Consider the following 21,783-nt stretch of genomic DNA (forward strand, 5'->3'; position numbering starts at 1 on the left):
GGGCTCAGCCGAACTCGATGACGCCGCGGATGATCCGGCCGTTCCGCAGGTCGGTGTACGCCTCGTTGACCTGATCGAGCCGGTATCGCCGCGTAACGAGTTCGTCCAGCTTGAGGTGTCCGCTGCGGTACATCGACAACAGCATCGGCGTACTCGCCCGGGGGTTCATCCCGCCGAAGATCAGTCCTTTGAGCGTCTTACAGCTCGACAGCATGTCGGCCAGCATCAGCGGGACGAGGTCGACATCGACCTTGGGCACCGCGGTCATCACGCAGGTGCCGCCCTTTCGGGTGAGCATCAGCGCCGGCAGGAGCATTTCGGGCCGCAGGACGCTTGGCGTGAGGACCACCCGGTCGGCCATGACGCCCCTGGTGATCTCCTGCACGAGCGGGAATGCCTCCTCCATCGACGGGCTGGTGTCCGTGGCGCCGAAGAATTTCGCCGAATCTCTCTTGAATTCAACAGGATCGATGGCGACGACGGATTGCGCGCCGGCCGCACGGGCGCCCTGCACGGCGTTGATGCCCACGCCGCCGTTTCCGACGATCACCACGGTGTCACCGGGAAGCGTGCCGACCCCTGTGGTTCCCGAACCCCACCCGGTGGTCACGCCGCACGACACCAGCGACGCCGCCTCGAGTGGCACCGACTCGTCCAGCTTGATCACCGATTCCTCGGCAAGCACCGCGTATTCGGCGAAAGTGCCCAACTGTGTCATCGCGCTGAGGTCTTGATCGCCGAGGTGTCTGCGTGCCGTGCCGTCGGTGATCATGCAGGTGTCGAAGAGCATCGCCCCGTTGTCGCACAGGTATGTCATGCCCGAAACGCAGAACCGGCACGTTCCGCAGGCCGGCATGAACGACATCGCGACGTGGTCGCCGGGTTGCACCGACCGCACACCGGGTCCCACCTCGGCCACCACCCCGGCGCCCTCATGGCCGCCGAGGAACGGGAAGAACTCCGTCGGCGGTGCGCCGGCCGCTGCCATGATCGCCGCGACCTGTGGGCTCGGCACCATGTCCCCGGTCCTTAGGTGGTCGTCGGAGTGGCAGACACCGGCCGCCGCCATCTTGACGAGCACCTCACCGGCACGCGGCGGGTCGAGGTCGATCTCGCAGACGTCCCAGTCCTCGCCGACGCCGTGCAGGACGGCGCCCTGGCACTTCACAGGTCCGACCTCGGTGCCGCGAATCCGAACCGTCGCCTGCCGCGGGCGGCCGCGGCGCGGACCATGCCGAAGGCGAAGCGGCTCCGTCGCCGGGAGACCGGATACCAGATCAGCTCCTTCTTCGGCGTCGGCATCCGCGGTGTCGTGATCGCCTGTGGGCGGCAGTATTTGAGCACACCGGCAGCGCCGCCGTAGCGGGCACCGACGCCGGAGTTCTTCCATCCGCCCATCGGCACCGCATAGGAGAAGACGTTGGACAGCGCGTCGTTGATGTTGACCGCTCCGGCGTCGAGGCGGCGGGCGATGCGTTCACCGCGCTCGAGGTCGGCGGTCCACACCGTCGCCGACAGCCCGTAGGGCGAGTCGTTGGCGAGCCGGACGGCCTCCTCCTCGTCGGCGACCTTCATCACCGGCAGGGTCGGTCCGAACGTCTCCTCGGTCATGCACGCCATCGAGTGGTCGACGTCCACCAGCACGGTCGGCTCGAAGAAGGTGCCGATACCGGTCGGCTTGCCGCCGGTGAGCACCCGCGCGCCGGCGGCGACCGCGGAGTCGACGTGGCGCGCCACGATGTCGCGCTGCGCCTCGGTGGCCAGGGCGCCCACGTCGAAGCGGTATCCGCGGTCGTCCTCACCCTGACGCAGGCCGCTCACCGTCTGCGCGAGCCGGGAGACGAAGGCGTCGTACACCGGCGCCTCGACGTAGACGCGCTCGACCGAGACGCACACCTGCCCGGAGTTGAACAGGCCGCCCCAGGCGATGCCGTTGGCCGCCCGCTCGAGGTCCGCGTCGGCCAGCACCACGGCGGGGTCCTTGCCGCCCAGCTCGAGACTGAAGGGCAGCAGGCGCTCGGCGCACGCGACGGCGACCTTGCGTCCCGTCGCGGTCGAGCCGGTGAACTGGAGATAGTCGACGTTGTCGATCAGCGCGGCACCGGTCTCACCGAGTCCGGTGCACACGGCGAGCACCGGCGGCGCGCCGACCTCGGCCCAGCCGCGGGCGAACTCGACGGCGGACAGCGGCGTCACCTCCGACGGCTTGAGCAGCACGGCGGCCCCTGCGGCCAGCGCGGGTATCACGTCCATCCCAGGCATCACGAACGGGAAGTTCCACGGCGTGATGACGCCGACGACCGGATACGGGCGGTACACGGTCGTCAGCTTCTTGGTGATGGTCAACGGGTTCAGCGACGCCGGCCGCTCGTCGGCGAGGAACCGCTCGGCATGACCGCTCCAGTAGTTCAGCGAGTCGGCCACACACGTCGGCTCGGCGCTCGCGTCCGCACGGGTCTTCCCGGTCTCGGACTGCAGCACGTCGGCGAGTCGCTCGGCGTTGTCGAGGACCCACTCCTGGAAAGCGAGCAGCCAGCGCCTGCGCCCGCGCGGACCCATCGCCTCCCATTCGGGTTGCGCTGCGCGGAGTTCGCGAGCCCGGGCGGCGACGGACTCGGCGGAGTGGATCGGCACCGTGCCGACGGTCCGGCCGTTGGCCGGGTTGCGTACGTCGATGACGTCGACATCGGGCCTCGAAGCAAGATCAGTCATGTGAAGAGCATCACACCGGCGCCCAGCCGGGGACAGCCCGGCGGCTACGTCATTTTCGGTGTTCTTGCCTGTGCAATCACTCAGCGTGCCTGATGGAGGATTCCGCGGCCGATCGCCTCCCGCACCACCGGTAGCGCGGCCGTCGCGAGGGCATCGGCGTCGACGCCGTGGAAGGCGGCGAGCAGCTCGATCAACGTGCCGAGCGGCACCTCGCCGCGGCAGCCCGCCAAAAGCGCCCGGGACACCTCGTCGACCCCGATCACCGCGGCAGGCCCACCGGGTCGGCGCACCGCGGCGCCGACCACCTGCCAGCCGTCCGGACCGGGCAGCGAATGCTCCTCGAGAAGCACCGGCGCGGTCGACAGCCGGGCCGCCAGCAGCTGTTCGTCGGTGGTGTCGTGCAGGTACTCGCGGCGGGCGAAGAACGCCTCCACCTCGGGGCCGGTCAGCGCCTCGTCGGCGCCGGTGATCTCCTCGAGCACGTGGTCGGGCGGGCGGCGCTCACCGGACCGCGGCGCCCGCAGCGTGATCATGCCCATGCCGATTCCCGCGATGCCCTCGTCGGCGAACCAGTCCAGCCACTGCCCGCCGCGGCGTGCGGCGTCCTCGGGCGGTTCGCCGGCATCCGACGTCCAGAGCGACACGTAGCTGACCGGGTCGGCGAATTCGCGCTGCACCACCCAGGCGTGCAGGCCGGTGCCGGCCAGCCAACCGCGCACCCGGTCGCGCCATGCGCCGTCCGCGCCACCGTGTCGCACGATCCAGTTGGCCATGATCTGGGCGGTGCCGCCGGGCTCGAGGTGATCGCCGGCCTGTTCGACGAGGGTGCGGCACAATGCGTCACCGGCCATCCCGGAATCGCGGTACTGGTAATCGAGCGCCCCCGCGCCCACCACGAACGGCGGATTGGACACGATCAGGTCGAAGCGCTCCCCGTCCACCGGTTCGAACATGCTGCCGTGCCGCAGATCCCAGGACATGCCGTTGAGGCGGGCGGTCGCCGCGGCCACGGCGAGCGCCCGCGCATTGGTGTCGGTGGCGACGATGGCATCACAGTGCGCGTCGAGGTGCAGCGCCTGGATGCCGCACCCGGTGCCGAGATCGAGAGCCCGTCGCACAGGTGCGCGGATCACCGCGTGCGCCAGGGACACCGACGCACCGCCGATGCCGAGGACATGGTCGTGCCGCACCGGCCCTGGGCGCAGCGCCGCGTCCAGGTCGGAGACCACCAGGAAATCTCGGACGCCGTCACCGTGCGGGCGGATGTCCAGCGCGGACCGCAGCGATCCGTGCGGCGTGAACTCGAGCACACCGTCGTCGACCAGCGCATCCACGCCCGCGTTGGGCAGCGCGAACGCGACGCGGTCGACGGGTTCGTCGGCGCCGAGCAGGAACAGCCGCACCAGCACGGCGAGCCGACGCCGGTCCGGCGCGGCACGGTCGGTGGCGCGCAGCGCGGACCACCACAGTCCCCGGCTGAACGCCGCGCCGGCGTCGCCGCCGAGCAGGTCGGTCACCCCGTCGGTGGTGTAGCCCGCGGCACGCATGTCGGCCGCGAGGGCGTCGACGACGGCGGTGTGGCGCAGTGGGCCTGCGGACCCCGTCAAAGCAGCGTCGCCTGCTCGGGTTCCGGCTTGGCGGGTTCGATCAGCTCCGGGCCGTTGTTGCGGACGCTGTTGACCAGACGGGACACCTCCCGGATCTCGATGCGGTCGAGGTCGCCGTGGCCGCGCAACAGCCCCTCATCGATCGGAGCGTCCGGGTCGAGCCAGCGGTCCCAGTCGGCACGGCTGATGGTCAGCGGCATCCGATCGTGGATCTCGGCCAGCGGGCCTGCCGCGTCGGTGGTGATGATGGTGCAGCTGAGCAGGGGCGGTGCGTCCTTGGGCGCCTCCTTCGGCCGCCAGGTGGACCACAGCCCCGCCATGTACAGTAGCTCGCCGTCACCGCCGTACATGTAGAACGGCGTCTTCGCGCCCTTCTCCCCCCGCCACTCGTACCAGCCGTCCATCGGCACCAGACAGCGCTTGCTCTTCGCCGAGTTCCGGAACGCCGGCGAACTGCTCACCTTCTCCGACCGCGCGTTGATCAGCAGCGGGCCCTTGTTGTCGGGGGCGCCGTCCTCGGTGGTCTTCACCCAGGGCGGGATCAGGCCCCAGCGCATCAGACGCACCCGCCGCGTCGACTCGTCCTCGGGTTCGGTGTGCCGCTTGACGACGGTGCTGATGGTGGTGGTCGGCGCCACGTTGAAGTTCGGGCCGACCGAGTCCTTGGCGGCTGTCGTCGCCTCGTCGATCGCCTCGATCTTCTGGGCCAGCAGCGCGGGATCGGTGGTCACGGCGAATCGTCCACACATGCCATCGATAGTGGCAGAAGACGCCGACAGCAGGGTCGGGAGAAGGGGATCCGAGCCGCAGTGGTCCGGGCGGGCCTTTGGCCGCCGGTCCCTGACAGGGCAGGATGGTGAGTCGTGAGCAACTGGCCGGCACCGTCGACGCCCAGCCCGGTCCATGCGACGGTCACCGTCCCGGGCTCGAAGTCGCTGACCAACCGCGCCCTGCTGCTGGCGGCGCTGGCCACCCCGCAGGGTTCGTCGACGATCAGCGGCGCGCTGCGCAGCCGCGACACCGACCTGATGATCGGCGCGCTGCAGGCTCTCGGCGTCTCGGTGGAGGCCGTCGGCGGTGACGACACAGAACTCACCGTCGGCGGACGGATCGCGCCCGCCCCGGGAGCGCGCGTGGACTGCGGCCTGGCCGGCACCGTGTTGCGCTTCGTGCCTCCGGTCGCCGCGCTGGGCACGGAGACGGTCACGTTCGACGGCGACGAGCAGGCCCGCGCCCGGCCGATCGCACCGCTGCTCGACGGATTGCGTGCCCTCGGTGTCGACGTCGACGGTGACGGCCTGCCGTTCCGGGTGTCGGGCGGCGGATCGGTGGCCGGCGGCACCGTGGAGATCGACGCGTCGGCGTCGTCGCAGTTCGTCTCCGGGCTGCTGCTGTCGGGCGCGGCGTTCACCGACGGGCTGACCGTCGTGCACACCGGTGAGTCGCTGCCGTCGGCGCCGCACATCGGCATGACGGTGGCGATGCTGCGCGACGCCGGCGTCCAGGTCGACGACAGCCAGCGGTTGCGCTGGCGGGTGCGGCCGGGCCCGGTCGCACCGCGGCGGTGGGTCATCGAGCCGGACCTGTCGAACGCGGTGCCGTTCCTGTCGGCCGCGGTGGTCAGCGGCGGCGCCGTGCGCGTGACGGGGTGGCCGCCGCGCAGCATCCAGCCGGCAGGGGCCATCCTGGCCATCCTGGAGAAGCTCGGGGCGAAGGTCCGCCACGGCGACGCCTATCTCGAGGTGCAGGGTGGCGGCCTGTTCGGCGGGTTCGAGGTGGACCTGCAGGACGTCGGCGAACTCACCCCCACCATGGCCGCGCTGGCGGCGCTGGCCACCCCCGATTCGGTGTCGCGGCTTCGCGGTGTCGCCCACCTGCGCGGCCACGAGACCGACCGGTTGGCCGCGCTGTCGAACGAGATCAACGGTCTCGGCGGTCGGTGCGAGGAGACCGACGACGGCCTGGTGATCACGGCCGTGCCGTTGCACGGCGGCACCTGGCACTCCTACGCCGACCACCGGATGGCGATGGCCGGCGCGATCGTCGGCCTGCGCACACCGGGCGTGGAGGTCGAGGACATCGCCACCACCGCCAAGACGCTGCCGGAGTTCCCGCAGCTGTGGGCCGACATGCTGGCCGGACAGACCATCGGGCCCGAGGCAGGTAGTTGAGCCCTCGCGAGTACGACGAGTCCGACGTCCGGATCAGACCGGGTCGGGGCTCGCGACCGCGGACCAAGACCCGCCCCGGCCACGCCGACGCGCTGAACGCGATGGTGGTGACGGTCGATCGCGGCAGGTGGGGCTGCGCGCTCGGCGGCGATCCGGATCAGGTCGTCACCGCGATGCGGGCACGCGAACTGGGCCGGACCCCGATCGTGGTCGGTGACGACGTGGACGTGGTGGGCGACCTGAGTGGGCGGCCCGACACCCTGGCCCGCATCGTCCGTCGCAGCGAACGCCGAACAGTGTTGCGCCGCACCGCCGATGACACCGATCCGACCGAACGGGTGGTGGTCGCCAACGCCGACCAGCTGCTCGTGGTGGTGGCGTTGGCGGATCCGCCGCCGCGCACCGGTTTCGTCGAGCGGTCGCTGATCGCCGCGTACGCCGGTGGCCTGCGTCCGATCCTCTGCCTCACCAAGTCCGACCTCGCGCCGCCCGAGCCGTTCGCCGCCCAGTTCGCCGGCCTGGACCTGACCGTCGTCACGGCCGGTCGTGACGACCCGCTCGACGTCGTCGCTCCCCTGCTGATCGGTTCGGTCACCGTGCTGCTCGGCCACTCCGGGGTCGGCAAGTCGACTCTGGTGAATCGGCTGGTGCCGGACGCACACCGGGCGATCGGCGTGGTGTCCGGCGTCGGGAAGGGCAGACACACGTCCACGCAGTCGATCGCGTTGCCGCTGGCCGACTCCGGCTGGGTGGTCGACACGCCCGGGGTGCGCTCGTTCGGCCTGGCGCACATCGCGCCCGAGGACGTGCTGTTGGCGTTCGCCGACCTGGCCGAGGCCATCGCCGACTGCCCGCGAGGCTGCCGCCACATGGGGCCGCCTGCCGACCCGGGGTGCGCACTCGACGCCCTGACCGGCGCGGCCGCCGACCGGGTCACCGCGGCGCGCCGACTGCTCGCCGCCCTCAAGGACGCGTGATCCCGCAGGAGATGGGCAGCGTCCTGACCGGCCGACGACGGACGCCTCGGCAGGGTGTGCGGGGTTGTCTTAGTGGGCACCCCGTCAGCAGACCTTGATCCGACCCGAGGAGATCCTCCTGTGAGCACTGTTCCCACCATCTCGTTGAACAACGGCACGCACATCCCGCAGCTCGGCTTCGGCGTGTACCAGATCGACCCGGACGAGACCGCAGGCGCGGTCCGCACCGCGCTGGAGATCGGCTACCGGCACATCGACACCGCGGAGATGTACCAGAACGAGCGGGGCGTCGGGCAGGGCATCCGCGACGCCGGCATCGACCGCGGCGAGGTGTACGTCACCAGCAAGCTGAACAACGGCTTCCACCGGCCCGATGACGCCCGCCGCGCCTTCGATGCCACGCTGGAGGAGCTCGGCTTCGACTACGTCGACCTGTTCCTCATCCACTGGCCGTTGCCGACGCTCTACGACGGCGACTACGTGTCGACCTGGCAGACGCTCGAGGAGTTCAAGAAGGACGGTCGGGCCCGCAGCATCGGGGTGTCGAACTTCCAGGTCGAGCATCTCGAAAGGCTTGCGCGCGAGACCGATACGACTCCCGTGGTCAACCAGATCGAGGTGCATCCGTACTTCACCAACGACACGGTGCGGGCCTATGGCGCCGAGCACCACATCGCGACCGAGGCGTGGTCGCCCATCGCCCAGGGCAAGGTGCTCGACGATTCAGTGGTGACGCGGATCGCCGAGGCGGCGGGTAGGACCCCCGCCCAGGTGGTGCTGCGCTGGCACATCCAGCGCGGTGACATCGTGTTCCCGAAATCGGTGACACCCGAGCGCATCAAGGAGAACTTCGCGCTGTTCGACTTCGAGCTGGGTGAGTCGGATGTCGATGCGCTCACCGCGCTGGACAAGGGCGAGGACGGCCGCACGGGCGCGAACCCGGACACGTTCGACTACGTGCCGGACTGACCGATCACAGGGCGCCGACCACGCCGGCGAACCGCAGCAGGTCGACGATGCCGAACTCGCCGTCCGCAGGCAGCGTCGGCGTCCACTCCGGGTCCTGCCTGAGATAGGACAGCGGGTCACCCTGCAGCAGGCCGAGGAACACTTCGGCCACGATCCGGCCGCCGACCGGCCCGAGCCGCTTGCCGTCCTCGCGGACGTCGGCCTCGCGCAGCACGTAGAACCACAGCGGTGTCCGCTCCTGCAGCTTGAAGTCGGTGAGGTCTTTTAGGTCGGCGGGCGGGAGCGGGTCGATCTGCATGGCCCGTGCCACCCGTTGACCCGATGGCACACCGAAGGTCAGGTGCCGCAGCAGGTTCCGCTGTGCCAGTGACTGCGGCTCGGCACTCGGGATACCGGGCAGGTCGAACAGCACCGACGACAGCGTGGTGTCGATTCGCTTGTTCCCCCGGGCACGCCCGTCACCGAAGTCGAAGAACGTCTGCCAGTCGATGAAGCGGCGTGCCGCCCGCTTGCCCCCGCGCAGGTCGGCGGGGTCACCGGAGTCGGCCTGGGTGTCGTCGAAGATGAGCGCGAAGAACTCCTGACCATCTGCGGGTCCGAAGTTGGCACGGTAGCTCGGGCGCACCTGGGAGTGCCCGAACCGGTATGCGGCGACCGAGAATTCGACCGGGATGTACGGCGCGTTACGCCATTCGTAGAACCTGCGGCCGTTCGTCAACACGTCGTCCACCACCGCCGCTCCCACGGTCTTGGGCAGGAACTCGTGGACGATGATCCACTGGTAGTGCCACCGCACCAGGCGCTGCGCTTCGGCGAAGACCTCGTGCGGGCTGGTGAGACCCAACTCGGCCTTGACCCACTCGACGACGGCGTTGTGAAACTTGAGCATGGCGACGTGCAGTTGCGAGACGATCAGGTTCTCGTCGTTGCGAGGGTCACCGATCAGCGCGATGTTCTGACTGTTCCGCGGCAGGTCGAACCGCGGGCTCCCGTCCCGGGTCCGCGCCTCCGACCCCGGAATCTGCTCGACGAGGAAGGTCGTCAGGCCACCGTCGACCGTGTGGTCGTAGAGGTGCGGTGCAGCGCCCGGGCCCGGACCGTAGAGGTTGTCGAGTTCGAGGACGGGCGTGCGGAAGTTCGCGATCGCCTCCGGATCCTGCTGCCGCTCGAGGCTCGACGTGGTGTCGAACGTCATGTCGTGGTCCAGGAACTGCCCGAGGAACGTCATCCCGGCAGTCAGGTCCGGGTTGTCCCGGTTGTGAACGCTCAGTTGCGGATTCGTGATCAGCGCGACAGGATCGGCGAGCTGGTCCTTGGCGTCCATCAGCTCACCGGCCCTGCCGATGTCTCGTAGCGCCTCACGCACAGAAGGGTTGTCGGCGGAGAACGGCGGCAGTGCAGGGAAGAGCCGGCCGAACTTGCCGTGGTCGTAGTGCGTCGAATGCGGTGGGTTCTCCCCCTGGTTGAACGTTCGCCCATGCATCATCGCTCGTGCTGAATGTGTGCAGCCCGACATCGTCGTCCCCCGTCCCCCGTCGGCGATCCGCCCGGTCTGCGAGTGCAGGAGCGGCCGCCGCCCTGCCGCGATGATGGCACGCGGCGGACGCCGTCCAGAAGAGCTGTCGGATGACGAGATCGACTGAGGTAGTCGGCTACTCAGCCACACACCAGAGAACGAAACTGCGGGGAGGTCGACGATTCACTCGGAATCGAGATCTCCCCGCAGTTTCGCAGTGACGTGTGGTTGGGTCAGGCGGCCAGTCGGGCCTCGACCGCGCCGGCCTTCGCCGCCCGCCTGTCGCGTCGCCACGCCCGCACGGTCGCGATCGCGGTCTTGAGCCCGCGACGGCGCCCGGTCTCGGGATCCGTTCCGGCGAAGCCGGATTCGAGCTCCGTGAACATCCGCTCGCTGCGGGTCTCGGGAGCGTTGTCGGCGGTCGCGCGCAGGTACTTGTCGGGCAGCGACAACTTGGCGATCGTGCGCCACGTCTTGCCGTACTGCACCAGGAACGAGCCCGTGGTGTAGGGCAGGTCGTACTTGTCGCAGATCTCCTTCACGCGGATCGAGATCTCGTGCAACCGGTTGCTCGGCAGGTCCGGGTACAGGTGGTGCTCGATCTGGTGGCAGAGGTTGCCGCTCATGAAGCGCAGCACCGGGCCGTTCTCGAAGTTGGCACTGCCCAGCATCTGGCGCAGGTACCACTGGCCCTTGCTCTCACCGACCATGTCGGTCTTGGTGAACTTCTCTGCGCCGTCGGGGAAGTGGCCGCAGAAGATCACGGCATTCGACCAGACGTTGCGGATCACGTTCGCGACCGCATTGGCCGTCAGCGTCGACCGGTAGGTCGCGCCGGGCGACAGCGACGTCAGCGCCGGGTAGGCGACGTAGTCCTTGGCCAGCTGGGCGCCCGCCTTGACGGCGAACTCCCGCGCCCGGATCTTGCTCTCGTCCCGGTCGTCGCGGCCCTTGTAGATCTTGCCGAGCTCGACGTGCTGCAGACCGACGCCCCACTCGAAGCCGAGCGCGAGGATGGTGTTGTACAGCAGGTTGCCGAGGTTGAACGGCTTCCACTTGGCATCCCGGGTCACGCGCAGCAGGCCGTAGCCCACGTCGTCGTCCATGCCGAGGATGTTGGTGTACTTGTGATGCATGAAGTTGTGGGTGAACCGCCAGTGCTTGGAGGCCCCGCCCATGTCCCACTCCCACGTCGACGAGTGGATCTCCGGATCGTTCATCCAGTCCCACTGGCCGTGCATGACGTTGTGGCCGATCTCCATGTTCTCGACGATCTTGGCCACGCCCAGGGCGGCGGTGCCGGCCCACCAGGCGGAACGCTTCGAACTCGCGGCCAGCGTCAGGCGTGCGGCCACTTCGAGGGCGCGTTGCGCGGCGATGGTGCGGCGGATGTAGCGCGAGTCGCGCTCACCCCGGGAGTCCTCGATGTCCTGTCGGATCGTGTCGAGCTCGAGAGCCAGATTGTCGATGTCGGCTTCGGTCAGGTGCGCGAATGCCGGTACGTCCGTGATTGCCATCGTGTGCCTCCTTTCGTGGTACCTACGCTAGCGTAACCTACGACCCCGTAGGTTACCAGCCAGTAACGACTAAACGTCCAGTGTGCAGTCTCCGGATGCCGCGGAGATACAGGTCTGTACCCGGGTACCCGGTTCGTGCTCGACCCCCGTGCGCAGGTCGCGGACATATCCGTCGACCAGGCCGACGACACAGGACTGACAGATGCCCATCCGGCAGCCGAACGGCATCTGGATCCCGGCCTGCTCGCCCGCATCCATCAGCGACGTCGCGGCGTCCACCCGGACGGTCTTCCCGCTGCGCGCGAAGGCGACCGATCCGCCGTCCCCGTGCACCGCGGTACGGACCGCCGCGAACCGCTCCAGGTGCAGTCGCTCCTCGACGCCCGCGGCCTTCCACATCTTCTCGGCCTCGCTGAGCATGCCTTCGGGCCCGCATGCCCAGGCCTGCCGGTCACGCCAGTCGGGCACCTGGTCGGACAGCCGGGCCAGGTCCAGCCGGCCCTGCGTGCGCGTGGTGCGCACGGTCAGGCGATACCCCGGGTGGCTGCGATGGAGCTCTTCCAGTTCCGCGCCGAACAACACGTCGGCCTCGGTGGGGGCGGAATGCAGATGGACGACGTCGGTGATCTGATCGCGGCGGGCCAGCGTGCGCAGCATCGACATCACCGGGGTGATGCCGGAACCGCCGGTGAGGAACAGCACCGACGCCGGCGCCGGGTCGGGCATCACGAAGTTGCCCTGCGGCGCGGCCAGTCGCACGATCGTGCCCGGCGCCACTCCACCGACGAGGTGGGTGGACAGAAACCCCTCGGGCATGGCCTTGACGGTGATGGTGATCGTCTTCCCGGCGCGGCCGGCGATCGCCGGCCGCCCGGCACCGGTCACCGGGCTCGACGTCAGCGAGTACGACCGCCACCGCCAGCGGCCGTCGACGAGCAGGCCGATGCCGATGTACTGGCCGGGCTGGTAGTCGAAGGAGAAGCCCCACCCGGGCTTGATGACCAGCGTGGCGGAGTCCTCGGTCTCGCGACGGACCTCGAGCACTCGGCCGCGCAGCTCGCGCGCCGACCACAGCGGGTTGGCCAATTGCAGGTAGTCGTCCGGCAGCAGCGGCGTGGTGATGCGTCCGACGACCGTGCGCAACGCGTGCAGTCCGGGATGTTTGTGGGCACCCGCGACCTCGGGGCGCACCGTGTCGGCGCCTTTGGCCGCGACCTTGATGGTGTTCTTGGCCATGAAACCTACGGTACCGTAACTTACGCTTCCGTATCCAGTGTGATCTTCAGCTCTGAACCACCTCAGAGCAGGTCGAGGAGGAACGGCAGCTCCTGCGGCGCGTACCACGCGAGGTCGTGATCCTGGGCGTCGCCGACGGTCAGTTCGGCGTCCTCGTCACCCAGGTCGGCCGCGTCCACCACGCCGACCGCCTGCCGCACCGCCGCCTCGGCGTCCGCATTGTCGATGTAGGCGGCGATCACGTCGCTGAGCGCCACCGGACCCGCGAGCCGCACCACCGCGTCGTCGAGGTCGGGACGGGCGGTGGCCTCCTGGACGTCCGCGACCAGGACCGCGCGCCGCGGCAGACCCGACGCGCCGTCCGGGCCGGACAGCAGCCGTAGTGATGCCAGCGCCGCCTCGCGCAGCGCCACCTCCGCCAGCTCGTCGTCGTCGCCCTCGGCGTAGGCCTCGCGCAGCGTCGGGGTCACCGCGAAGGCCGTGCCGCTGCGGGCGTGCACCGACCCGTCGGCGACGAGCTGTTGCAGCAGGGCCAGGGTCGACGGAATGTAGACACGCATTCCGCCGACACTAGCTATGTCTTCGTCGGATCCCGCTCGACGGAGATGATGAAGTCGTCGCCGTGTTCGGTGACGCCGTGCACGACGGCCTCCTCGACGGCCTCCTCGGCGTACTGCTTGCGCACCATCATCGGGTCCCGGCGCAGGTCCTTGACCAGTGCGATACACAGCATGACCATCACCACCACGAACGGCACAGCCGCAATGATCGTGATCGTCTGCAACCCGGTGAGCGCGTCCGAACCGCCCAGGATGAGCATCACCGCCGCCACCGCGCCGGTGGCCACACCCCAGAACACCACGATCTTGCGCGACGGTTCGATGCAGCCGCGCTCGGACAGCGAGCCCATCACGATCGACGCGGCGTCGGCGCCGGAGACGAAGAAGATGGCGACCAGGATCATCACCAGCACACTGGCGACGGTGGCCAGCGGGTATTGCTCGAGCAGTCCGAACAGCTGGCTCTCCGAGCTGCCGTCGCCGACCACGTCGACGCCCTGCTGCTGTTCCCGGATCGCCGCGCCGCCGAAGATGCAGAACCAGACGAGCGACACCACGCTGGGCACCAACAGCACCCCGGCCACGAACTGGCGGATGGTCCGCCCGCGCGAGATGCGGGCGATGAACATGCCGACGAAAGGTGTCCAGGACAGCCACCACGCCCAATAGAACACCGTCCACGAGCCCAGCCAGGCGTTCACCTCGCCACCCTCGGCGCCGGTGCGCGCCGACATCATCGCCAGCTCCTGGAAGTAGCTGCCGACCGACGTGGGGATGAGGTTGAGGATGAACACCGTCGGGCCGACGATGAACACGAACAGCGCCAGCACCACGGCGAGCACCATGTTGATGTTGGACAGCCACTGGATGCCCTTGGCCACGCCCGACACCGCCGACAGCACGAACGCCACGGTCAGCACGGCGATGATGCCGATGAGCACGGCGTTGCCGGTTTCGCCGATGCCCGCGACGATCTGCAGACCCTTGCTGATCTGTAGCGCGCCCAGGCCCAGTGAGGCGGCCGAGCCGAACAGCGTGGCGAAGATCGCCAGCATGTCGATGACCTTGCCCCAGCCGCCGTTGGCGCGGGATCCGATCAACGGCTCGAACGCGGCGCTGATGAGCTGGAACCGGCCCTTGCGGTACACGCCGTAGGCGATCGCGAGGCCGACGACGGCATAGATGGCCCACGGGTGCAGCGTCCAGTGGAACAGGGTGGTGGCCATCGCGATCTGCGCGGCCTCCTGGTTGCCCGGCGGGCCCGTTCCGGGAGGCGGGGTGACGAAGTGCGTCAGCGGTTCGGCGACGCCGTAGAACATCAGCCCGATGCCCATGCCGGCGCTGAACATCATGGCGATCCACGACACCGTCCGGAATTCCGGTTCCTCGTCGTCGCGGCCGAGCGGGATGTTGCCGAAGCGGCTGACCGCCAGCCACAGCACGAACAGCACGAATCCCGACGCGGTCAGGACGAAGAACCAACCGATGTTGGTCAGCACCCAGTTCAGCGCACCGCCGGAGGCGTCGGCCAGCGTCGACGTGCTGACCCCGCCCCAGACCAGGAACCCGATGGCCAGCGCAGCGGTGACGCCGAACACCACCCAGTCGATTCCGATCCGCCTGGCCTGCGCCTCCTCGTCGATCGCCACGTCGAGGATCGGGTGCGGAATGGCACCGCCGGTGGGCGACCGCAGCGCGTGGTCGACCGTCCGCCGGGCGCGATCGGACTTCTTCTTCTCGGGGCTGATTGTCATGGTGAATTCATCAGAACCTCTCGGCTCCACCACGTCAACTCCCCTGCAGGCTACGAACTGGTTACCTCGCGGCTCCCAACAGTTCGTCGAGGGACTCCTGCAGCAGGCCGGGGAGCACGTCGACGTCGCTCATCGCGTCCCGGTCGGCGTTGATGCCGAAGTAGAGCATGCCGTTGTAGGAGGTCACCCCGATCGACAGCGTCTGGTTGTGCAGCAGCGGCGGAACGGCATAGGTCTCGAGCAGCTTGGTGCCCGCCACGTACATCTGTTTCTGCGCTCCCGGCACGTTGGTGATGAGTAGGTTGAACTGCCGCGCCGAGAACGTCGTCGCAACGCGGATCCCCATGGCGTGCAGCGTGGGTGGCGCGAACCCCGACAGGGTGACGATGGTGCGGGCGTCGACCAGGCTGGCCGCCGTCGGATGCGACTCGGTGGCGTGCGAGATCTGGGACAGCCGCACCACGGCGTTGCCCTCGCCGACGGGGAGGTCGACCAGGAACGGGGCCACCTCGCTGATCGCCTGCCCGGGGCCCGCGGAGTCGATCTCGGCGTCGGGATAGACCGACATGGGGGCCATCGCACGCACCGTCGTGGTGGGCGTGACCGGTTCGCCGCGGGACAGCAGCCAGTTCCGCAGTGCGCCTGCGACCACCGCGAGCAGGATGTCGTTGATGTTGCACTCGTACCTGGCCCGCATCCGCCGGTAGTCCTCCAGCGGGTGGCTGGCCACCGTGAAGCGGCGGTTGCGGGAGACCCGGGTGTTCAGCGGACTGTTCGGCGCGGTGCCGCGGGCGACGGTGCGCGCCACGTCGGCGAACCGGCGGCCCATCTCGACGAGCTGCCCGGCGTTGGTGGCCACGTCGGTCACCGCGTCGCGCACCGCACCCAGCTGTGCTGTCGGCCGGGTCACCCATTCCCCCACGGCGCCGAGCAGGAGCTGGCGGTCGCTCGGTTCGCGGGCCGGGATCCAGATGTCCTCGCCGAACTCGGGCGCCTTCTGCGTCCGGTCGACGATGACGTGACCGATCTCCAGTGCGGTCATCCCGTTCACCAGGGCCTGGTGGGACTTCGTGTAGATCGCGACGCGGTTCTTGGTGAGCCCCTCGACCAGGTACATCTCCCACAGCGGCCGCGACTTGTCGAGCGGACGTGAACCCAGCCGCGCGACCAGGTCGTGCAGCTGGGCGTCGCTGCCCGGCGACGGCAGCGCAGAGCGCCTGATGTGGTAGGTGATGTCGAAGTCCGGATCGTCGACCCAGACCGGCCGGGCCAGCCCGAGGGTGACCTCGCGGACCTTCTGCCGGTACCGCGGGATCTGCGGCAGCCGCTGTTCGACGGTGGCCAGCAGAGTCTCGTAGCTCAGCCCGTTGCGTGGCCTGCGCAGGATCGACAGCGAGCCGACGTACATCGGGGTGGCCGTGTTCTCCAGATGGAAGAATGTCGCGTCGGGCGCCGACAGCCTCGTCACCATACGGCGCTATCCCCCTCTTCGGCCGTCGCTGCTCGGTCCCCGCCACCGTATCCGGCCGATCTGTGACCCCGCAGCACGGGTGCATCGAGCCCGGTGCGAACCGTGCGACGATGGACAGGTCTGCGACTCTCCAGCAGATGCCGATCAGTACGCCGAGCATCAGGAGAGTTCGTCATGCCCCCGCACGCCACCCATTCCGCGGCCGGTCGCCGCTCGCTCACCTCACCGGTCATCGACTACGAGCCGGCGCCCACCCCCGTCACCGGGCCGTGCCCGCAACCATCGCCGGCCGCCCTGCACCGGCGCACACCCCGGCCGCTGCGGCCCGCGCCGGCTGCCGTACCCGCTGCGCCGCGGCCCGCGGCCGTGTTCGCCGACGCAGCGCTGCGCCGCGTGCTCGAGGTGATCGACCGACGCCGCCCGGCCGCCCAGCTGCGGCCACTGCTGGCGCCGCCGCTGCTCGCCACGGTGGTCATCCACGCCCGGCTGCGGCACGCGGCGCCGGCACGGCTGCGCCGGGTCGGCCTGCGCGCGGCGGGATCCGGGTCGACGGCCGCCGAGGTGTTCGCCACCTACAGCCGCGCCGAGCGGGTGCGCGCGATCGCCGCGCGCGTCGAACTCGTCGCGCCGGACCGCTGGCAGCTGGTGGCGCTGCAGATCGGTTGAACGCTCAGCCGCGACGGCGTGACCGCGGGGCCTTTGCGCCCTTGGCCTGCTGACGGGCCGCCTCGCGGCGTTCCCGTCGGGTACCGCCTGCGCCGCCGGCACCCTGCGCGGCGGGCCGCGGGCCGCCATTGGACCGCTTCACCTCGGCCGAGCCGTCCTCCGCCGGACCGACATACGTCAGCGGTGGCGCCTCGTTGTCGATTCCCTTGGCGCGCAACGACGGTGCGGCCGGCCGCTCCTTGGTGGCCACGCCGCCCTCGCCTGCGCCGCGTTCCTGCGCCTGCGCCGCGGCGGCCTTGGCGAACTCGGCGAGACCGCTCGGCGCGGACACGGGCGCCACCGCAGGCGCGGGGGCGGCTTCGACGGTGACGTTGAACAGGAAGCCGACCGACTCCTCCTTCAGCGCGTCGAGCATGCCCCTGAACATGTCGTAGCCCTCGCGCTGGTACTCGACCACCGGGTCACGCTGGGCCATCGCACGCAGGCCGATGCCCTCACGCAGGTAGTCCATCTCGTAGAGGTGTTCGCGCCACTTGCGGTCGATGACGTTGAGCAGCACGTTGCGCTCCAGCTGACGCATCGCGCCCTCGCCGGCCATTTCCTCGAGCTGGCGCTCCCGATCGGCGTAGGCGCGTTCGGCGTCGGCCACGAGTGCGTCGAGCAGTTCCTCGCGGGTCAGCTCGCCGGGCTCACCGACGGCGTCGGAGTCCACCAGGTCGTGGTGGTCGATGCCGACCGGGTAAAGCGTCTTGAGCGCCTCCCACAGCTTCTCCAGGTCCCAATCCTCGGCGTAGCCCTCGGCGGTGGCGCCGTTGACGTATGCCGTGATGACGTCGACGAGCATCTGGTGCGCCTGGTCCTGCAGGTTCTCGCCCTCCAGGATGAGGCGGCGTTCCCGGTAGATGACCTTGCGCTGCTGGTTCATCACCTCGTCGTACTTGAGGACGTTCTTGCGGACCTCGAAGTTCTGCTGCTCGACCTGCGTCTGGGCGCTCTTGATGGCGCGGCTGACCATCTTGGCCTCGATCGGCACGTCGTCGGGCAGGTTCAGCCGGTTGAGCAGCGCCTCGAGCGTCTCACCGTTGAACCGCCGCATCAGCTCGTCGCCCAGCGACAGGTAGAACCGGGACTCGCCCGGGTCGCCCTGACGGCCGGAGCGGCCGCGCAGCTGGTTGTCGATGCGACGGGACTCGTGGCGCTCGGTGCCCAGCACGTACAGCCCGCCGACGGCGATGACGTCCTTCGACTCCTCGACGTGCTCTTCCTTGACCTGCTGCAGCACCGCCTCCCACGCCGCTTCGTACTCGTCGGGCGTCTCGACGGGGTCCAGCCCCTGTTCCCGCAGCCGCTTGTCGGCGAGGAAATCGACGTTGCCGCCGAGCACGATGTCGGTGCCGCGACCGGCCATGTTGGTGGCGACGGTGATCGCGCCCAGCCGGCCGGCCTCGGCGATGATGCCGGCCTCCTGCTCGTGGTACTTGGCGTTCAGCACGTTGTGCGGGATCTTGCGCTTGGTGAACTGGCGCGACAGGTACTCGGAGCGCTCGACGCTGGTGGTGCCGATCAGGACCGGCTGGCCCTTCTCGAATCGCTCGGAGACGTCGTCGACGACGGCGATGTACTTCGCCTCTTCGGTCTTGTAGATCAGATCCGACTGGTCCTGGCGGACCATCTGGCGGTTCGTCGGGATCGAGACCACACCCAACTTGTAGATCTCGTGCAGCTCGGCGGCCTCGGTCTGGGCGGTGCCGGTCATGCCTGAGAGCTTGTCGTAGAGCCGGAAGTAGTTCTGCAGCGTGATCGTGGCCAGCGTCTGGTTCTCGGCCTTGATCTCGACGTGCTCCTTGGCCTCGATCGCCTGGTGCATGCCCTCGTTGTAGCGGCGGCCGAGCAGCACGCGGCCGGTGAACTCGTCGACGATGAGCACCTCGCCGTTGCGGACGATGTAGTCCTTGTCGCGCTGGAACAGCTCCTTGGCCTTCAGCGCGTTGTTGAGGTAGCTGACCAGCGGCGAGTTGGCGGCCTCGTAGAGGTTCTCGATACCCAGCTGGTCCTCGACGAACTCGACCCCGACCTCGTGCACGCCGACCGTGCGTTTGCGCAGGTCGACCTCGTAGTGGACGTCCTTCTCCATCAGCGGGGTCAGGCGGGCGAACTCGCTGTACCAGTTCGACGCACCGTCGGCCGGGCCGGAGATGATCAGCGGGGTGCGGGCCTCGTCGATCAGGATGGAGTCGACCTCGTCGACCACCGCGAAGTTGTGACCGCGCTGCACCAGGTCCTCGAGCGAGTGCGCCATGTTGTCGCGCAGGTAGTCGAAGCCGAACTCGTTGTTGGTGCCGTAGGTGATGTCGGCGGCGTAGGCGGCGCGCCGTTCGTCAGGGGTCAGGCCGGACAGGATGACGCCGACGTCGAGCCCGAGGAAGCGGTGCACCCGGCCCATCCACTCGGCGTCACGTTTGGCCAGGTAGTCGTTCACCGTGACGACGTGCACACCCTTGCCGGACAGCGCGTTGAGGTAGGCGGGCAGTACACAGGTCAGGGTCTTTCCCTCACCGGTCTTCATCTCGGCGACGTTGCCGAAGTGCAGCGCTGCGCCACCCATCACCTGCACGTCGAAGTGCCGCTGGCTGAGCACCCGCCACGCCGCCTCGCGCGCGACGGCGAACGCCTCGGGCAGCAGGTCGTCGAGGTCCTCGCCGTCGGCGATGCGCTTCCTGAACTCGTCGGTCTTGGCCCGCAGCTCGGCGTCAGACAGCTTCTCGACGTCGTCGGACAGGGTGTTGACATAGTCAGCCACCTTCTTCAGGCGCTTGACCATGCGGCCTTCACCGAGACGGAGCAACTTATCGAGCACGGATTTCCCCTGTGGGTTGACGTATCAGACGGAGTCCATGGTAGAGGTCGCCGCTGGGAGCCCGGCCCTCCGCGGACCCCTGGGCGTGGGACCGATGCCGAAAACCCCGCGACACCGTGGGTGTCGCGGGGTTCCTGGCGATCGGACCGTGCCGGGTCAGGACAGCCGGATCAGCCCGTAGTCGTAGGCGTGCCTGCGGTAGACGACGCACGCGCGGTCGCTCTCCTTGTCGTGGAACAGGAAGAAGTCGTGGCCGACGAGTTCCATCTCATAGAGCGCGTCATCGACGGTCATCGGCTTGGCGGGGTGTTCCTTGGTGCGCACGATGCGGCCCGGTTCATGATCGTCGGGTGCGGCGCCATCGGACATCGGTTCGGCGGTGGACTGGGGCGCGTCCATGGCAGCGGCGAGCGCGGTGGCCTCGGCCACCGACACCGGGCGCTTGTCCCCGTAGTGGATCTTGCGGCGGTCCTTGCTGCGGCGCAGGCGGTTCTCGAGCTTGCTCACGGCGCCTTCGAAGGCGGCGTAGAAGCTGTCCGCGCACGCCTCACCGCGCACCACAGGCCCACGGCCGCGGGCGGTGATCTCCACGTGCTGGCAGTTCTTTCGCTGACGGCGGTTCTTCTCATGGTCGAGTTCGACGTCGAAGAGGTAGATGCTGCGGTCGAATCGCTCCAGTCGCTCGAGTTTCTCGGCGACGTAGACGCGGAAGTGATCGGGGATCTCGACGTTGCGGCCGGTGAGGTTGACGTCCGCCTTCGGCTCGGTTGCCGGCTGGCCCTCCTCGACCACCATCGTTCGGTCTGATTCCACGGATTGAATTGACATACTTGGCAACTCGTTTCTCTCGCGCGTCGCACGCAGTGCGTGCCGGGTGGGTCACGATTCGCGCCGCAGGAGAGGAGATTGCAGATGTTTCTTCCGCGACCAGCGGCGCAAGGTGTCGACTACTCACCTCCTACCGTGGTGCGGCGAAGTGGCGCTGACTGCTGAGCGCCGCCGTGAAGGTGTTCACGGGTGGTTGTTTGCGACGGTAGTCGTTGTTCACCCGGTCGTGCCAGTGATTTCGCGGACGTGTTTTCAGTTCTTCACGCGGGGTTGACCCAGGGGTGATCCGGCGCTCCCGTCAGGCGTGCGCCAGGGCGAGGACGGCGAGCACGTGCGCGCCCGCCGCCTGCAGGACGCGGGTGGACTCGGCCGCCGTGGCGCCGGTGGTCACGATGTCGTCGACGAGGATGACGGGTCCGTCGACGGGCCGCCGCAGGCGCACCCGCCCGGCGACGTTGCGCGCCCGGGCGGGACCGGACAGTCCGACCGAGTCCCTGGTCCATGCCGTGAGCCGCAGCGCCTGCACCAGCCCGACACCGGAATGGCCGGTCACCGCGACCTGACCGATCCGGGTGACCGGGTCGCCGCCGCGGCGGCGCGCGGCAAGTCTCCGGGTCGGCGCAGGCACGACGGTGATCGGCGCCTCGACGATGCCCCATCGCAGCAGCTGCGCCAGCCCTGCCGACAGGGCACCAGCCAGTGGCCGGACGAGGTCGGCGCGCCCACGCTCCTTCACCGCCACCACGGCATGCCTGCGGGTGCCCGCGTAGCGGCCCAACGAGAACACCGGGACGCCCGGGTCCACCCGCGGCGTGATGAGGTGCGGGGCGTCGGGTGGCACCCGCAGGTCGACGGCACACCGCGCACACCACCGGGTGGACGGGGCGGCACAGCCACCGCACTCGAGCGGAAGGATCAGGTCGAGCATGGCGGCAGTGTCGC

17 protein-coding genes are annotated in these 21,783 nt (G+C 69.2%); 4 read left to right on the top strand and 13 right to left on the bottom strand.

The features are described from left to right. Nucleotides 1-4: 4 nt before the first annotated feature. The 4 genes from ACPCHZ_RS11690 to ACPCHZ_RS11705 form a co-directional block, all read right to left on the bottom strand. Entirely contained in the window at nucleotides 5-1,168 is a 1,164-nt protein-coding gene (locus ACPCHZ_RS11690; protein WP_423484913.1) for an NDMA-dependent alcohol dehydrogenase, read from the bottom strand. Beyond that, nucleotides 1,165-2,712: an aldehyde dehydrogenase family protein gene (locus ACPCHZ_RS11695; protein ID WP_423484914.1), complete on the bottom strand. Its 1,548-nt coding sequence runs from the start codon at nucleotides 2,710-2,712 to the stop codon at nucleotides 1,165-1,167. Before ACPCHZ_RS11695 ends, ACPCHZ_RS11690 begins: the two co-directional genes overlap by 4 nt. Nucleotides 2,713-2,792: 80 nt before the next feature. Further along, nucleotides 2,793-4,259: a DUF7059 domain-containing protein gene (locus tag ACPCHZ_RS11700; RefSeq protein WP_423485357.1), complete on the bottom strand. Its 1,467-nt coding sequence runs from the start codon at nucleotides 4,257-4,259 to the stop codon at nucleotides 2,793-2,795. A gap of 56 nt (nucleotides 4,260-4,315) precedes the next feature. Beyond that, nucleotides 4,316-5,068: an SOS response-associated peptidase gene (locus ACPCHZ_RS11705; protein ID WP_423484915.1), complete on the bottom strand. Its 753-nt coding sequence runs from the start codon at nucleotides 5,066-5,068 to the stop codon at nucleotides 4,316-4,318. A gap of 114 nt (nucleotides 5,069-5,182) precedes the next feature. On the opposite strand from ACPCHZ_RS11705, the gene aroA reads away from it, so the two are divergent. The 3 genes from aroA (at nucleotide 5,183) to ACPCHZ_RS11720 (ending at nucleotide 8,436) form a co-directional block, all read left to right on the top strand. Then, a complete protein-coding gene (aroA, locus tag ACPCHZ_RS11710) occupies nucleotides 5,183-6,490 on the top strand; it encodes a 3-phosphoshikimate 1-carboxyvinyltransferase (protein WP_423484916.1) in 1,308 nt (435 codons plus the stop codon). Then, a complete protein-coding gene (gene rsgA, locus ACPCHZ_RS11715) occupies nucleotides 6,487-7,467 on the top strand; it encodes a ribosome small subunit-dependent GTPase A (protein WP_423484917.1) in 981 nt (326 codons plus the stop codon). Before aroA ends, rsgA begins: the two co-directional genes overlap by 4 nt. Before the next feature lie 120 nt (nucleotides 7,468-7,587). Beyond that, complete coding sequence (locus ACPCHZ_RS11720; RefSeq protein WP_423484918.1) at nucleotides 7,588-8,436, top strand: aldo/keto reductase; 849 nt, start codon at nucleotides 7,588-7,590, stop codon at nucleotides 8,434-8,436. Between the two features lie 4 nt (nucleotides 8,437-8,440). On the opposite strand, the gene ACPCHZ_RS11725 is transcribed toward ACPCHZ_RS11720, so the two are convergent. The 6 genes from ACPCHZ_RS11725 to ACPCHZ_RS11750 all read right to left on the bottom strand — a co-directional run bounded on the left by ACPCHZ_RS11725 (nucleotide 8,441) and on the right by ACPCHZ_RS11750 (nucleotide 16,490). Next, the gene (locus tag ACPCHZ_RS11725) at nucleotides 8,441-9,922 is read right to left on the bottom strand and encodes a peroxidase family protein (RefSeq protein WP_423484919.1); all 1,482 of its coding nucleotides are present in this window, start codon (nucleotides 9,920-9,922) and stop codon (nucleotides 8,441-8,443) included. A gap of 263 nt (nucleotides 9,923-10,185) precedes the next feature. Next, nucleotides 10,186-11,469 carry a fatty acid desaturase family protein gene (locus ACPCHZ_RS11730; RefSeq protein WP_423484920.1) on the bottom strand — a complete coding sequence of 428 codons (1,284 nt, stop codon included), beginning with the start codon at nucleotides 11,467-11,469 and terminating at the stop codon, nucleotides 10,186-10,188. A 69-nt stretch (nucleotides 11,470-11,538) separates the two neighbouring features. Beyond that, nucleotides 11,539-12,705, bottom strand: a complete 1,167-nt coding sequence (locus tag ACPCHZ_RS11735) for a ferredoxin reductase (protein ID WP_423484921.1) — start codon at nucleotides 12,703-12,705, stop codon at nucleotides 11,539-11,541. A 62-nt stretch (nucleotides 12,706-12,767) separates the two neighbouring features. Next, the gene (locus ACPCHZ_RS11740; RefSeq protein ID WP_423484922.1) at nucleotides 12,768-13,265 is read right to left on the bottom strand and encodes a DUF6912 family protein; all 498 of its coding nucleotides are present in this window, start codon (nucleotides 13,263-13,265) and stop codon (nucleotides 12,768-12,770) included. 14 nt (nucleotides 13,266-13,279) lie between these two features. Continuing rightward, nucleotides 13,280-15,019 (bottom strand): BCCT family transporter, encoded by a 1,740-nt coding sequence (locus ACPCHZ_RS11745; RefSeq protein WP_423484923.1) that lies wholly within the window; start codon nucleotides 15,017-15,019, stop codon nucleotides 13,280-13,282. Between the two features lie 61 nt (nucleotides 15,020-15,080). Next, nucleotides 15,081-16,490 (bottom strand): WS/DGAT/MGAT family O-acyltransferase, encoded by a 1,410-nt coding sequence (locus ACPCHZ_RS11750; RefSeq protein ID WP_423484924.1) that lies wholly within the window; start codon nucleotides 16,488-16,490, stop codon nucleotides 15,081-15,083. A 174-nt stretch (nucleotides 16,491-16,664) separates the two neighbouring features. Between ACPCHZ_RS11750 and ACPCHZ_RS11755 the strand changes: the two genes are divergently transcribed. Further along, nucleotides 16,665-17,156 carry an Rv3235 family protein gene (locus ACPCHZ_RS11755; RefSeq protein WP_423484925.1) on the top strand — a complete coding sequence of 164 codons (492 nt, stop codon included), beginning with the start codon at nucleotides 16,665-16,667 and terminating at the stop codon, nucleotides 17,154-17,156. 4 nt (nucleotides 17,157-17,160) lie between these two features. On the opposite strand, the gene secA is transcribed toward ACPCHZ_RS11755, so the two are convergent. From secA to ACPCHZ_RS11770, 3 genes are all read right to left on the bottom strand, one after another. Further along, entirely contained in the window at nucleotides 17,161-20,013 is a 2,853-nt protein-coding gene (gene secA / locus ACPCHZ_RS11760; protein ID WP_423484926.1) for a preprotein translocase subunit SecA, read from the bottom strand. Between the two features lie 156 nt (nucleotides 20,014-20,169). Beyond that, nucleotides 20,170-20,808 carry a ribosome hibernation-promoting factor, HPF/YfiA family gene (gene hpf, locus ACPCHZ_RS11765; protein ID WP_423485358.1) on the bottom strand — a complete coding sequence of 213 codons (639 nt, stop codon included), beginning with the start codon at nucleotides 20,806-20,808 and terminating at the stop codon, nucleotides 20,170-20,172. A gap of 331 nt (nucleotides 20,809-21,139) precedes the next feature. After that, nucleotides 21,140-21,769 (bottom strand): ComF family protein, encoded by a 630-nt coding sequence (locus ACPCHZ_RS11770; RefSeq protein WP_423484927.1) that lies wholly within the window; start codon nucleotides 21,767-21,769, stop codon nucleotides 21,140-21,142. Nucleotides 21,770-21,783 lie beyond the last annotated feature (14 nt).

This window comes from Mycobacterium sp. NPDC050041 (genome assembly GCF_049541695.1).
Taxonomy (GTDB): domain Bacteria; phylum Actinomycetota; class Actinomycetes; order Mycobacteriales; family Mycobacteriaceae; genus Mycobacterium.